This is a genomic window from Moraxella sp. RCAD0137, from assembly GCF_002894025.1.
GTDB lineage: Bacteria > Pseudomonadota > Gammaproteobacteria > Pseudomonadales > Moraxellaceae > Moraxella > Moraxella porci.
The window spans coordinates 13,069-26,815 of sequence record NZ_LTCC01000001.1 but is presented as its reverse complement, the minus strand read 5'-3'; the positions used below and the strand labels follow the sequence as shown (position 1 = coordinate 26,815).

Genomic DNA, 13,747 nt, shown 5'->3' with positions numbered 1-13,747 from the left:
TTTGGCCGTCGATCTGATATTACATTAGCGCTGACTTGATGGCTTTTATGGTTGATAAAGGCGTGCTATTTTGACATCATTTGGGGGCATCTTGCAAGCTTGCAATCAGCGCAAGCCCTGTTTGTCGCATCGTTGGCGTGTTGATGGCTTGCATCAGTGCCGTTTGGCTGCCATAAAGTCGCACTTGCGATTTGGCGCGCGTCACGGCTGTATAAATGAGTTCTTTTGACAATAAGCGCGCGTGATGATCGTCAAACACCATCGCCACCGCCTGCCATTCTGAACCTTGAGATTTATGCACTGTGATGGCATACGCTGTGCTGACCACCATGTCGCTCAACATATCCACCGCGATCGCCTGCTGCTTACCCTCAAAATACACCACCAAGCCCGACGCCGCCCACAAACAGATGCCGACATCCCCATTAAACAAACCAAGTTCATACAAATTTTTGGTGATCATCACCACACGACCATGATACCATGGCGATCTGCTGGGTGGGATTTTTTGAAACCTTTGATGCGCTTGGGTCAGATACGCATTGATCGCCTCATCGCCCAACGCTCCCAAATGTGAGGCGCACAAGATACGATACCGATTAAGTATGCCAAATAAGTCTTGTACCGCTTGGTTGGCGCGCATTTCATCATACTTTTCAAAGGCAAAACGCAGGGTCTGTGTGGCATTAAAATAAGCTTGATAACTGGCTGCCAAGTCTTCATACAGATCACTGATCTGCTGATCGTCGGTGTTGATAAATTCCAATGCCAAATCGGTGTCAATCATTGTTTTGACTTGTGAAAAATCAATTTTGGCGTCATTGGTATTAATGAGCTTCGCCAATCGCCCGACGCCAGAGTGATCAGAGAATCTGCGCGATTCAGTCAAATGCACTCGAAGCGACTGCATCTTGGGGATATGGCACAAGTCCGCCAACACCGCCCCAGCATCCACCGCGGCCAACTGATGCGCATCACCCAATAAAATCACTCGACAACCACTGGCCACCGCAGCAAATAATTGACTGGCAAGCTCTGTTCCTAGCATGGACGCTTCGTCGATGATCAGCACATCAAACGCCAGAGGATTTTGTGCGTGATGTCTTGGCATGCCGCTGCTACCGATGCCAAGCAGACGATGGATGGTCTTGGGCTCGGGCATCTGGATGTTTAGGTCTTTTGGCAGAGCTGCTAACAGCGACTCGCTCATACGCTGAGCTGCTTTGCCCGTCGGCGCTGCCAGCCCCAAGCGTACACTGCCTGCATTATCAAGCTGGCTTAGGGCGATGACAATCTGCGCGACGGTATAGGTTTTGCCAGTGCCTGGGCCACCTGTGATCAGTGCAAAGGCTTGATTTGATATCAGATCAATGGCAGCCACCTGCTTGGGGTTTAGCCCATCAGGTAAAGCACGGATCCCAAGTTTTGCAACCTTAGTCTGACTGATGCGCCTGATGTGTGCCAACAGATTTGCCTCAGCATGATAGGCGCGATTCGTCCACAGATGCAGCGCGCCGCCTTGATTGACATAACAAATCGGTGCTTGGTGATGGCTTGAGTGTGCAGCATTAAGCGGCGATACATTGGCAAAAAACACACTGCCTTGCAACAAATCGATGAACGCATCCAAACTGTCGATTTTGGTAAAAAACAAATGACACATGCGCAGCAAAGTCATGAGCAGTTCGGTGAACATCTCAATCTGCCGAGCTGATATGCCATGATCGATCCATTGTTTGCGATGCAGCATCAAGCGCTCATCGACCAAGCGTTTGAGCGATGCTGGATCATTGGCCTTGGATAATGCATGCAGCTGCATGATGCTTTGAGTGAGTGCTGTGATGCCATTAGTCTGATCAAACAAGGACAGCGTATCAATCGCTGCGCGAACACAGCACTGCTGCCATGCAGACAGCACCGACTCTGGAAAGAGCGCATCAAAAGCTGCGCGATCATCGATAACTAGGACGGTATGGCCGCTTTCAAGCTCAGTTAAAAGCGCGGACTGCAGCAGATGATAGCACTCAGCCTCAGCCACAGTCAAAGAAAAATCTGTCGCCAACACCGCTTTATTGGCATACCATTTGGCATTGTCATTGATGCGATGTGTCACATAACGGGCAATGATGTCTGATGTCATGATATATTACCTAAACTATAAAATCGCATCCAAAGCCAAAATCAGCTCCAAAGACGGCTGCCAAAACAAATGCCCAGTGGTCAGATCATCCGCCTGTAATCCGCGCAAAAACACATATTCCACACCGCCCAAGTACTGCATCTCATTTCCCTGATAGTCATTTAAGCGAATCTTAAGTAGACGATGCAGCGCCACTTGATATAAAGCCGCCTGTAGCCAATACCCAGCCTTATCCATCGCCGCACTCATTGCCTGCTGATGATAGTCATCGGGCTTATCACCAAGATAATTGGATTTATAATCCACCACAAAAAACTTGCCATCAGCCTCATAGACCAAGTCGATCTCACCTCGCAGATAGCGATAGCTGACTTGTTGATAATCATCGAGCAGCACCAAACTTTTATCACTGTGTGCGACAAATGCAGCATTGATCTGATCAATACCAAAATCCACCCCCAAACCCAAGGTAAAACCCAATTCACGAACTTGGGCATCGAAGCCAAGCGTCATCAAACTTTTATTTGAACCTGCAAATTCAGTGCTAATGATCTGATACACCCAGTCCACTAGGGCTGAATGCTCATTTTCTAGCGCTGTCTGGCGGCTCATGGTTGCCGAGTGAATATTGGGCGGTAGATATTTTTCAGGTATGCCAAGTCTTCTGCCTTGGTCAAAGATCACCGCGCTGATCATCGCATCGATCTGTGCTTTTGGCGCGCCCTGCATCTTATCGGTCGGCACAAATTGCAAAACTTTATGCAAAAATTCACCAGCACTGCTGCCTTTGATGAAGTTTGTTGCGATATTTGGCATGCTGATATGCTGATCGATCTGCTGCGCGCTATCATCGCTACTTTTAGCATCGGTAAGTATCGCCAACTGATCGACATCAGCCTCATCCACCGAGGCGATGGCAGTCTTATCCAGCCGCGTGATCATCGCGGTAAAGCTGGTTTTGTATTCACCGACAAAGCGAGTCTTAGGTATCAGATCGTCCCAGTCGGCATAACTGATCGGAACAGATTCAGTGATTTGTTTTTTATAAATTTTATTTAATAATTTGGCATCTGTCATCTCCACCCAACTGACATGATCAACCAAACGATTGGGTAGACTGATCTCAGCTGCATCCGTGGACTCAAACCACTGATAAATGGGCAGCTCTTTGCCAACGCGCCTATCCAAATCACGAGCCACGACATACAGCCGTTCAGAGGCTCTGGTGAGTGCCACATAGCCCAAGCGGCGACTTTCATCGACGATCTCACGGCGATTGAGCGCCAAAAAATGCCCATCGCCCAGCTCAAGATCCGCGCTTAAGCTAAGTCTGCGCTCAAAGTTGTGATCACTGTAGGGCAATATCAACAATCCAGAGTCATAAATTGGCGCATCATCAAGCCCCAACACATAGACGATCGCAAATTCCAATCCTTTGGATTTGTGGATGGTTAATAGATTAATACCGATATCATCAGCCAACTGCGGCCGCTTATTATATTCATCAGCAGGGCTTTGCGACTGCTGATAAAACCACTCAATCAGCCTTAATTCGTGCAAATCCGACTGCTCGCTCACCAGTTCAATCAGTCGCTCCAAATCAGCCAAATATCGCTCACCTTGGCGGGCAGCCATCAGCCAGAGTGATTGCTGATTTTGATTAATGGCATGATTCATCGCCCAAGCCAATGCAGAGGACAGACCTTGTTTTTGCCATTTATCATAAATTTTCTTTAGATAAGTTAAAATATCAGTCTTATAATTTTGATAAATTTCGGCAGAATCGCTGTTGGCTTGATTTGTGTCATCTTCCATACCCAAAGCGATGATTGCCTCATCCAAAGTCAATCCCACCAAGCCCGATACCAATAATCGACCCAGATGCTCGCTGTGATTTGGATGTACCACCGCGGTGATCAGCGCCAACAGATCAGCGGCGGCATCGGTACTAAAGACATTGGTCTGTCGAGGGTTGATGGAGGGAATGCCAAGTTCGGTCAAAGATTGCTGCACCAAAGTGAGCATCTGTGAGTTTCTGGCCAATACTGCAATATCACTGGGCATGATCTTGCGGCCATTGATCTGATGATCGCCTTGCAAAATGGCATTGATATGCCCTGCTAACTGCTTCGCTTGCAGCACTTTTAGCTGATCTTTTGGGAGGTAGTTAAAATGCAGCAGCGTCAGTGCCGTATCACCATAATACTGTGCATAATCATCCTGCGCCCAAACGATGGCGCCATCGCCCTTGACTGCCTCGATGTGCTGATAAAAGATGCCATCGCCCAAATCAGCGTGGCACAAGCCTTGCTCATCCTTGGATGAAAACCAGTCATTGAGCGCATCGATCAAAGCTGCAGACGAACGCCGATTGGTGGTTAGTGATAAGGATTTGTTAATCAATGAGCCATCAATGTTCGCATCTTGGCCATAATGTTTGATGTAATTATAATTTGAAACATCGCCACCGCGGAAGCGATAAATGGCCTGCTTAGGGTCACCCACGAGCAATAAGAACATTTTTTTGGCTTTTGGCTTATCGCCGCCAATTTGCTCAAAGCGCTTTAGCTGCTGGCGATAATCCAGCAGATCATCCAAATACACCAAGCGAATCAATTGCGCTTGTAGGCCGTTGACATCTTGGGATTCATCGATCAGTGCCACAGGATAATGATGCAAGATGTGCTTGGCCAATGCAGGCTGTTGGCAGAGCGCCTGATTTAATCGCACCATTTGTAGCACAAAAGTAGTCGTACCTTGACTCTCTAAGCGCGCTGCAATGTCAGATTTGATGCTACTGATCAGCGTTTGACAAACCCAAGCTTGATAATCAACCATCGCCTGATTGATGGCATCAACCAAATCAGCCAACTCAACCAGCGCATCCAATGGCAAACTGTTAAAATGATCTACATGATCTTGCTGCGGATTTTTATTAAAAATCTGCCAATCATTATCAGCGGTTTTTTGAATGTCTTTGATGAACTTACTCTGTGATGGTGACAAATGCATCACAAAAGACAGCCCATATTGCGCCATCAATGCCATAATCTCTGGCAAATCTGACAGTTGTTTGGCGAAGGCATTTCTGCCGTTGATTTTAATATCGGCGCGGTAATTGGCATCAAAATACGGCTCAAAGCCTGTAAAATCTACCAAAAGCAGCTGTCCAATGCGCCCATGGATCGCACTTACCACATCAAGTCCTACATCCTGAGGCAAAGAGTCAATCGGCGCGGTAAAAAAGTTAATTGCCGTATTAACGACCTTGGTCATCTCATCGACATTACTAAAAAAATTGGGATGAGAATGTTTAAATATAAGATAAAATTCAGGATGTTGATTTTTTAGGGAAACTTCTTGTGATCTTAGTCCATCATGCACCAATGCACGAATGGTGTCAGTGGCATCGTTGTGTATCTGCATGCCAGTTTGATGGCCGATTTGGGCGGCAAATTCTTTGAGCCATTTTTGAGCCAAGCTGTCGAGCGTGCCGACAAATAGCTTATCCAGCGAGGTCAAAAGCACGCCCGTTCGATAGACCGTTTCGTTCAAAAACACCACGCCTTGATCCAGCACAAATTTCAACAGATGCACATTGATGGGATCGTCTGCATCTTGGCCAGCCGCTTTGGCCTCACGCAAGATGTCATCGATGGGCGCATCGGCATCAAACCATGTTGGTCGTGATGACAGCATCGCCTGCAGCCAGCGCATCAATCCATAAAAACTGTGCAGCCGCTGACTGATGCGCTCTTGCATTTCTGCTGCTGCCGCACGCGTAAAGGTGGTGGCGATGATACGCTCAGGCGGATATCTTTTTTCGATCAACAGTCGCAAAATGATGCCTGTAAGCGTCCAAGTCTTGCCCGTGCCTGCCGATGCCTCAATGAGATACGCGCCTTCAAGCGTGCATTCTAAGGCGGCGATTTGGGAATTATCTTGGCTTTTGATTTGAGTGTCGATATCGTGATTGGCTAAAACTGTCATCAGGTTGCGCTCTAAAATTCTGCTTTATTTTAGCAAAATCCACAACAAATTACCGAAAAATTTCATCAATCGGGCGCAGATTTAAGCATTCAAAAACCTGCCGATACGCCGCCGCCTTTTTATCCAAACTTAACGGATAAGCCCGTGATGATGACGGTAAGCGATATAAGGTGATGGACTTTTGACCGATTTTTAAATTCACCGATTGCCCAACTTTTGGTGCTGCGGCAGCATAAGTGTCGCACAAAATTTGCGTGGCTTTTTCGCCTGTGGTGATGATGCTGGTACAATTAGGCAATTTATCCAAAATCCGCTCAATATCCATCGGCGTGATGACTTCTAGAAATTTATCCGAGGCGTTGTTTTGTAGGCGTTTGACTTGATACGCTGTATCGCTGATGGCAATACCTGTATTATTTAAAAACTGCTCAATCTTGTCTTGATAAAAGCTTTTGTCCGCGGTATTGATAAAGTGATCTTTATCATCAAAAAACACCAAACCCATAATCCGCCAAAAGTCATTATTAAAATTGGGGTAATAAAATGGCATTTTCCAGCGTGTTTGTGGTGGTGGAAAACTCCCCAAAATCAGCACTTGGCTATTTGGCGGAGTAAATGGGGCAAATGGGTGGGTTTCGATGGTCATGTTTATAAAATTAGTGGCAAGTTAAATAATGTTTTAAAGTCTATCTCATTGCCAAGGCATTGATCATGCAGCCTACCCTCTGCCGCTCTTTTGACAAAAGTGACATTCTGCAATGGTTTGGTTTGTGAATATGGTAATTGATCTGAATAAAGCACAATCTTACCATCAACCAATTTTTTATTTATACAAAGCTCCCCATCCTCTAAAATATGAAGGGCGTACGCTCTTTTGTCAAGCAAAAATCGGCTAAAAATAATTCCGTCATAAATCCGCACCCAATTACCACCACCTTGATAATAATCCACCAAAGTTATACACCGACCATCATTACATTCATAGTAAGTAGGTCTACTAGTAATCAGCAAAAGTAAAATACCAATTAGCAGTATGGCTGATATAATAAAGATCACTACAGCTTTTAGTGGAAAATTTAATAACCGCATCTGCTATTTAACCATCAATTCCTTAAGCGCAAGCATCGTATCACGCACTTTCATTGCCTCTTCAAATTTTAGCTCTCGGGAGAGTGCTTGCATTTTTTTTTCTAGGCGGGCGATTTCTTTGGCAAGCAGCTTAGGTGAATGCAAAATACTCTCATCAACACCTTGCAGTGCTTCGGACAAAATAATCCGTACCACTTCGGTATTTTCATCTTCACCCGTGTCAATCTTATCGGTGATTTGACGCGTGGCGGATTTTGGGGTGATGCCATGCTCGGTGTTATAGGCGATTTGCTTGGCACGGCGGCGTTCGGTCTCTTCCATCGCACGGTGCATACTTGGGGTAATGCTGTCAGCATAGAGTATCGCCTTGCCATTGACATGGCGAGCAGCACGCCCGATGGTCTGAATCAGCGAACGCTCCGAACGCAAAAAACCTTCCTTATCAGCATCAAAAATCGCCACCAGGCTCACCTCAGGCATATCCAAGCCCTCACGAAGCAGGTTAATCCCCACCAGTACATCATGCACACCTGTGCGTAGCTCGTGGATGATTTTCATCCGCTCCACCGTGTCGATGTCTGAATGCAGATAGGCGACCTTGATGCCGTATTCTTTTAGGTAGCTGGTCAAATCCTCTGCCATGCGTTTGGTCAGTACGGTAATCAGCACGCGCTCATCTACTGCCTTACGCAGGTTAATCTCACCAAGCACATCATCCACCTGCGTCAATACAGGTCGTATCTCCAGCACAGGGTCCACAAGCCCTGTCGGACGCACCACCTGCTCCACCACTTGCTCAGATTTTTCAAGCTCATATTGGGCAGGTGTAGCAGACACATAGATGGTGGATGGAATGATCCGCTCCCATTCCTCAAACTTCATCGGACGGTTATCCATCGCACTGGGCAGACGAAAACCATACTGCACAAGCGTCTCTTTACGGCTTCTATCGCCCTTGTACATCGCCCCAATCTGCGGTACAGTCACATGGCTTTCGTCAATAAACAGTAGTGCATCTGGCGGAATATAGTCAAACAAGGTCGGCGGTGCTTCGCCTGCGGGTCGGCCTGACAGATGGCGAGAATAGTTCTCAATGCCGTTGCAATAGCCCAGCTGCTGAATCATCTCAAGGTCATACTGCGTACGCTCTTTGATACGCTGTGCTTCTATCAGCTTGTCATTGGCACGAAAATAGTCCAATCGCTCAGCAAGCTCAGCTTTGATGGTCTCAGATGCTTCCATCAATTTATCCTTGGGCGTGACATAGTGCGATTTTGGATAAATGGTGATGCGTGGCACAGACTTGATATTTTTGCCCGTCAATGGATCAAACCAAGTGATTTTTTCCACTTCATCATCAAACATGGCAATACGCACCGCCAAAGATTCACTTTCAGCAGGATAAATGTCCAAAGTCTCGCCACGAATGCGATAAGTACCCCGCCCAAAATCCAGCTCATTACGCTCGTATTGCAGCTCAACAAGTCGCTTGATGATGGCATTACGATCCACGCGATCACCCACGACGATGTGCAGTAGCATTTTTAGGTAGCTTTCGGGGTCGCCCAGACCATAAATGGCAGACACCGACGCAATGATAATCGCATCACGCCGCTCAAGCAGTGCTCGTGTGGCGGACAGTCGCATCTGATCAATATGATCATTGATGGCACTGTCTTTTTCGATAAAGGTGTCAGAAGCTGGCACATAGGCTTCAGGCTGATAATAGTCATAATAACTGACAAAATACTCCACGGCATTGTGCGGAAAAAACGCCTTAAACTCGCCATACAGCTGAGCTGCCAAGGTCTTATTATGCGCCATAATAATCGCAGGTCGCCCACACTCGGCAATAACCTTTGCCATCGTGTAGGTCTTGCCAGAGCCTGTCACCCCAAGTAGCAGCTGCCCTGTCATGCCAGAGTTTACGCCCTTGACAAGACTTGCAATGGCAGTCGGCTGATCGCCAGATGGCTCAAATTCTGTCACCATATCAAAGGCACGGCTGCTGATTTGTGTGCCTGAGGCATTGACGCCTGTTAATTGGGCTTCGTCTTGGAGCTGTTTGGCAAGTTGGTTGGTCTGAATGTCTGCTCGAGTGGTTGGTTGTCGCATGATTATTAATACTTTTTTATTGATCGTTGATCAATGTATGGGGATGTGATGATTGATTTTAAAGGTGCGGATTCATCGTTCATAAAAAAAGAGAACGCCCAAGCATTCTCTTTTAGTGTACAGCTAGATTTACCAAATCAAGCGACTGGCGGTATTTTGACTGATAAAGCCATCAGGAATCTGGCCATTGGCTGCCTGCCAACGAGCGAAGGCTCTGCGAGTATTCGCCCCTGCCACGCCATCGACGCCGCCTGTGTCATAGCCCTGCTCAGTTAGCTTACGCTGCAAGGTCTGCACCTGTGTGCGAGATAGCGGCTGTTCATGACGCGGCCATGACTGTACCAGCCCACTGCCGCCAGCGATACGCTTGGCCAATAATGATACGCCAAGTGCATAGCTGGATGAGTTATTATACACGCGGATGACATCGAAGTTTTTGGTCAATAGCAGTGCTGGGCCATTGGCACCTGCAGGCAGCCACAGTTCGGCCTCATGAGCGCCGCCAAAGCTTTCACCACCTACCGCGCTTAAGCCTGCACTTTTCCACGCATCCAAACTGCGCTTGCCAGCATTTAATAGTGCATAATCAAAGCCTGTCGGCAGACGCACTTCATAAAATGGTGCCAAGCCGCGCACCCAGCCTGCATTATGTAAATAACTGGCGGTAGAAGTCAGTGCATCGCTGCGGTTCCAAGGATTTTTGCGGCCATCACCATCACCATCGACGCCCTCAGTCATCCATGTGCCTGGGATAAACTGCGTATGACCCATACCGCCAGCCCACGAACCCTCCAGCTGTGACGCGGTAACATCGCCTCGCTCGATCATGCGCACCATCGCGATCAGCTGGCTTTCAGCGAAGTCGCGGCGACGGCCATCATAAGCTAGACTTGATAAGGCATTCACCAAATCCATGCTGCCCATGCCGCCACCATACGATGACTCCATGCCCCAGATGGCTGTGGTGATTTCTTTTGGCGTGCCGTACATCGACTCAGCAGCACTGAGTGTTGAGAAATTTTCATTCAACTTGGTTTTGCCTTGACTGATGCGCGTCGATGAGGCAGCTGATTCGACATATTCCCACGGCATTTTGGTAAATTCAGCTTGGCTGCGATCCAGGTCGATCACGCGCTGATTAAGCACAGCACCCGCCATCAAATTATTTAAAATAAAGCTATTGACGCCCTGTGCTTGAGCGCGCGCTACAAAGTCAGCTTTCCAAGCACCAAAGTTGGCATATTGGCCTGTCTGCGCAGGCTGACTGCTAACAGGCGCAGATGGCTGCACAACGACAGGTCGTGTGGTCACTGTGGTCTGCACAGATGGCTGTGGCGTGGCTTGTACCACCTTGATCGGCGTGCGCTCAACGCTCGGCTGCGACGCGCAAGCAGCCAACAATAAGGTCAGCACCGATACAGACAGTACAGAACGGGTTGAAGCAATATTTTTCATCATTACCATCCAATTTAAAAAAAATTTGTACGCACTTTAGCAAGAATTGGCCAAAAAGTCGATAACATTTCTGTCAATTTGCTGCCTTTTATCGGCTTTTTTATCAAAATAATCCAAACCCACCAAATTTCAGCCAATTTTTCTTTGATGTTTCAGCCATCAGGGCGTTTTGCAGCTGATTTTCTCATCATGCAAAAGCAGCAATAAATCCAGCGTTTTGATGCCAAGCATGCAAGAATCATAATAAAACACCTGTATAACACATCACAAAAAGTTGCATTTGGCAATAGTTGCTACACAGATCTTTGGTGTAATACGCCCATCACAAATCAGCGATGGATTGTGATATACCAATAAAATTTATTATTCCAACAACATAAGGCATTATTATGAAAATTAAAACGCTACTTACCGCTACCGCACTTTCATTCTGCTCACTTTCAGCGATGGCGACCGTCCCAAGCGTGCAACCTGTGGTAAATCAAGCACAGCCAAATTCGCCAGCTCACGCCCAAACAGCCAATAAAGCTGGCATGCGTCACGATGGTGCATCTCGTGGCCAAAAAGGCATCGAACGCCGTGACTCAACTGCCCAAAAACACGGTCATAAGCAGCAAGATGCCCGCGGCCAAAAACACAGCGATGGCAAAGCGCAGCGCAGCAATGCTCAATCACCTCGACATACTCAAGCCAGACAAGCACGATTTGCAAATACTGACTCAAATCGCCAAGGCCGCTCGCACTTTGTCTGGGTTGAAGATTAATCCAACAGGCGAACGATGTGATCACAATAATGATTTGATCATCATCACAAAAAAGCACCGACACTTAGCATCGGTGCTTTTATTTTAAGTTGATTTATACTGCTGATACACCCGTCATATCAACAGGGGTATCAACTAGGCTGATGCCTTTGTCTTTGGCAGCATCATTGCGTTTATTTTGTAGCTCGGTCAGATAGGCCTCATCGATCTTTCCTGCGATGTATTTACCGTCAAATACCGAGCAGTCAAAGCCATGTACACGACTGTGCTTGGTGTCATTGACCGCTTCAATCAAATCATCCAAATCTTGGAAAATCAAGCGATCAGCACCGATGATCTCACGCACCTCTTCGACACTGCGGCCTGATGAGATCAGCTCGCTGCGCACAGGCATATCGATGCCATAGACATTTGGGTACATCACAGGTGGCGCAGCAGAGGCAAAAAAGACATTCTTGGCGCCGGCATCACGCGCCATCTGGATGATCTCGTGGCAGGTCGTACCACGCACGATGGAGTCATCAACTAGCAGCACATTTTTATTTTTAAACTCAAGCGAAACGGCGTTCAGCTTTTGGCGGACGCTTTTTTTGCGCTGCTGCTGACCTGGCATAATAAAGGTACGGCCAATGTAGCGGTTTTTATTAAAGCCTTCACGATATTTGACATTCAAATGATGCGCCAGCTCGAGTGCCGAGTTACGAGAAGTGTCAGGAATTGGAATCACAACATCGATGCCGTGATCTTCGCCCCACTCACGCAGGATTTGCTCAGCCAGCTTTTCGCCCATACGCATACGCGCTTTATGCACTGAGATGTTATCAATGATCGAGTCAGGACGGGCAAAATACACATACTCAAAAATGCATGGCGTGTATTGACCTTCTTGGATCTCGACGCACTGCTCGGTGTGCAGGTTATGATTGAGATCCACATAAATCGCTTCACCTGGCGCGATGTCACGCACCACCTCAAAGCCCAAGGCCTGTAATGCCACCGACTCTGATGCCACCATGTACTCGACGCCTTTTTCGGTCAAGCGGCGACCATAAATCAGCGGACGAATGCCATTAGGATCGCGAAACGCCACCATGCCATGACCTGTGATGATCGCCACCACGCCATAAGCACCCTCGCAGCGTTTATAGACTTTTTTGAGCGCATCAAAGATGTCTTGTGGCTCAAGTGAAGTCTTGGTGAATTTTTGAAGTTCATGCGCAAAGATATTTAGCAATACTTCAGAATCAGATTGGGTATTGAGATGGCGGCGGTCTTCTTCGTATAGCTCACGCGCTAATTTTTCGGCATTGGTCAAGTTGCCATTATGCGCCAACGCCACACCGTATGGTGAGTTGACATACAAAGGCTGAGCCTCAGCAGTGCTTGAAGTGCCTGCCGTCGGATAGCGGACATGACCGATGCCGCAGTTGCCCACCAGTCGCACCATGTGCTTGTTTAAGAATACATCTCGCACCATGCCATTGTCTTTGCGCAGGTACAGGCGATTGTCTTTTAAGGTGACGATGCCTGCCGCATCTTGACCGCGATGCTGCAACATGGTCAAGCCATCATACAGGATTTGATTGACTGGTTCGTGCGCCATGACGCCAATTACACCACACATAGTTACTCCAAATTATTGGTGAAAAACAAACAATAGAGCGCCGCTGTCAATGGGCGCTGCTTTTGTTATTGATAGGGATTTTCCAACTGATTCCAAGTTGTATCAAAGGCCTTTTGTAATAAAGTTTTCGCCATTGGGGCATAAGGCAGCAGGCTTGGGATCAGCACAGAGGATTGGGCTTGTGGCGCTAAGGCCAATAATGGCGTGGCGACACTCAATACGATCAGCACCTTTAAAACACCTGTCGCCGCGCCCAGCACAGCACCAGCAATGCGATCAACAAAACCAAGCTTCAGTGCTTTTAATGAGCGAGCGATCAAGCCTGCTAACATGCCAACCACGACCACCACACACAGCATGATGACGATAAATGCCAAAGCTGTCTGTAAGACCACGCCATCGACCACAGGTGCGAATAATGGCGCCCAGTCAGCAGCAGTCTTAGATGCCACAACCAAAGCCAACAGCCACGAAATCAAAGAGGCAAAACTTTTGATCAAGCCAGCTGAAAAACCGCGCCAGATGCCGATAAATACCACGGCCGTGATGATGATATCAACCCAACTCATG

At 47.5% G+C, this 13,747-nt stretch carries 9 protein-coding genes; 1 reads left to right on the top strand and 8 read right to left on the bottom strand.

Annotation, left to right across the window (positions count from 1 at the left end; genetic code table 11):
- Positions 1-76: 76 nt before the first annotated feature.
- The 6 genes from recD to AZ602_RS00065 form a co-directional block, all read right to left on the bottom strand.
- Complete coding sequence (gene recD / locus AZ602_RS00090; protein WP_103033159.1) at positions 77-2,140, bottom strand: exodeoxyribonuclease V subunit alpha; 2,064 nt, start codon at positions 2,138-2,140, stop codon at positions 77-79.
- 15 nt (positions 2,141-2,155) lie between these two features.
- Positions 2,156-6,130 carry an exodeoxyribonuclease V subunit beta gene (locus AZ602_RS00085; protein ID WP_103033158.1) on the bottom strand — a complete coding sequence of 1,325 codons (3,975 nt, stop codon included), beginning with the start codon at positions 6,128-6,130 and terminating at the stop codon, positions 2,156-2,158.
- A 49-nt stretch (positions 6,131-6,179) separates the two neighbouring features.
- A complete protein-coding gene (locus AZ602_RS00080; protein WP_103033157.1) occupies positions 6,180-6,776 on the bottom strand; it encodes a uracil-DNA glycosylase family protein in 597 nt (198 codons plus the stop codon).
- A 2-nt stretch (positions 6,777-6,778) separates the two neighbouring features.
- Positions 6,779-7,219, bottom strand: coding sequence for a hypothetical protein (locus tag AZ602_RS00075; protein WP_103033156.1), 441 nt, complete (start codon positions 7,217-7,219; stop codon positions 6,779-6,781).
- Between the two features lie 3 nt (positions 7,220-7,222).
- Entirely contained in the window at positions 7,223-9,334 is a 2,112-nt protein-coding gene (gene uvrB, locus AZ602_RS00070; RefSeq protein ID WP_103033155.1) for an excinuclease ABC subunit UvrB, read from the bottom strand.
- A 129-nt stretch (positions 9,335-9,463) separates the two neighbouring features.
- Positions 9,464-10,789, bottom strand: coding sequence for a lytic murein transglycosylase (locus AZ602_RS00065; RefSeq protein ID WP_103033154.1), 1,326 nt, complete (start codon positions 10,787-10,789; stop codon positions 9,464-9,466).
- Positions 10,790-11,178: 389 nt separating this feature from the next.
- Here AZ602_RS00065 and AZ602_RS00060 point away from each other — a divergent pair, with 389 nt between their 5' ends.
- On the top strand, positions 11,179-11,553 hold the full coding sequence (locus AZ602_RS00060) for a hypothetical protein (RefSeq protein WP_103033153.1): 375 nt from the start codon (positions 11,179-11,181) through the stop codon (positions 11,551-11,553).
- A gap of 94 nt (positions 11,554-11,647) precedes the next feature.
- Here the strand turns inward: AZ602_RS00060 and purF are convergent, their stop codons facing one another.
- Entirely contained in the window at positions 11,648-13,177 is a 1,530-nt protein-coding gene (gene purF, locus AZ602_RS00055) for an amidophosphoribosyltransferase (RefSeq protein WP_078317149.1), read from the bottom strand.
- Between the two features lie 65 nt (positions 13,178-13,242).
- Positions 13,243-13,746 (bottom strand): CvpA family protein, encoded by a 504-nt coding sequence (locus tag AZ602_RS00050; protein ID WP_103033152.1) that lies wholly within the window; start codon positions 13,744-13,746, stop codon positions 13,243-13,245.
- Between the last annotated feature and the right edge of the window lies 1 nt (position 13,747).

Bases quoted from the DNA above. Each gene is read 5' to 3' on its own strand.
- recD (WP_103033159.1), bottom strand. From the start codon at position 2,140: ATGACATCAGACATCATTGCCCGTTATGTGACACATCGCATCAATGAC.
- AZ602_RS00085 (WP_103033158.1), bottom strand. From the start codon at position 6,130: ATGACAGTTTTAGCCAATCACGATATCGACACTCAAATCAAAAGCCAA.
- AZ602_RS00080 (WP_103033157.1), bottom strand. From the start codon at position 6,776: ATGACCATCGAAACCCACCCATTTGCCCCATTTACTCCGCCAAATAGC.
- AZ602_RS00075 (WP_103033156.1), bottom strand. From the start codon at position 7,219: ATGCGGTTATTAAATTTTCCACTAAAAGCTGTAGTGATCTTTATTATA.
- uvrB (WP_103033155.1), bottom strand. From the start codon at position 9,334: ATGCGACAACCAACCACTCGAGCAGACATTCAGACCAACCAACTTGCC.
- AZ602_RS00065 (WP_103033154.1), bottom strand. From the start codon at position 10,789: ATGAAAAATATTGCTTCAACCCGTTCTGTACTGTCTGTATCGGTGCTG.
- AZ602_RS00060 (WP_103033153.1), top strand. From the start codon at position 11,179: ATGAAAATTAAAACGCTACTTACCGCTACCGCACTTTCATTCTGCTCA.
- purF (WP_078317149.1), bottom strand. From the start codon at position 13,177: ATGTGTGGTGTAATTGGCGTCATGGCGCACGAACCAGTCAATCAAATC.
- AZ602_RS00050 (WP_103033152.1), bottom strand. From the start codon at position 13,746: ATGAGTTGGGTTGATATCATCATCACGGCCGTGGTATTTATCGGCATC.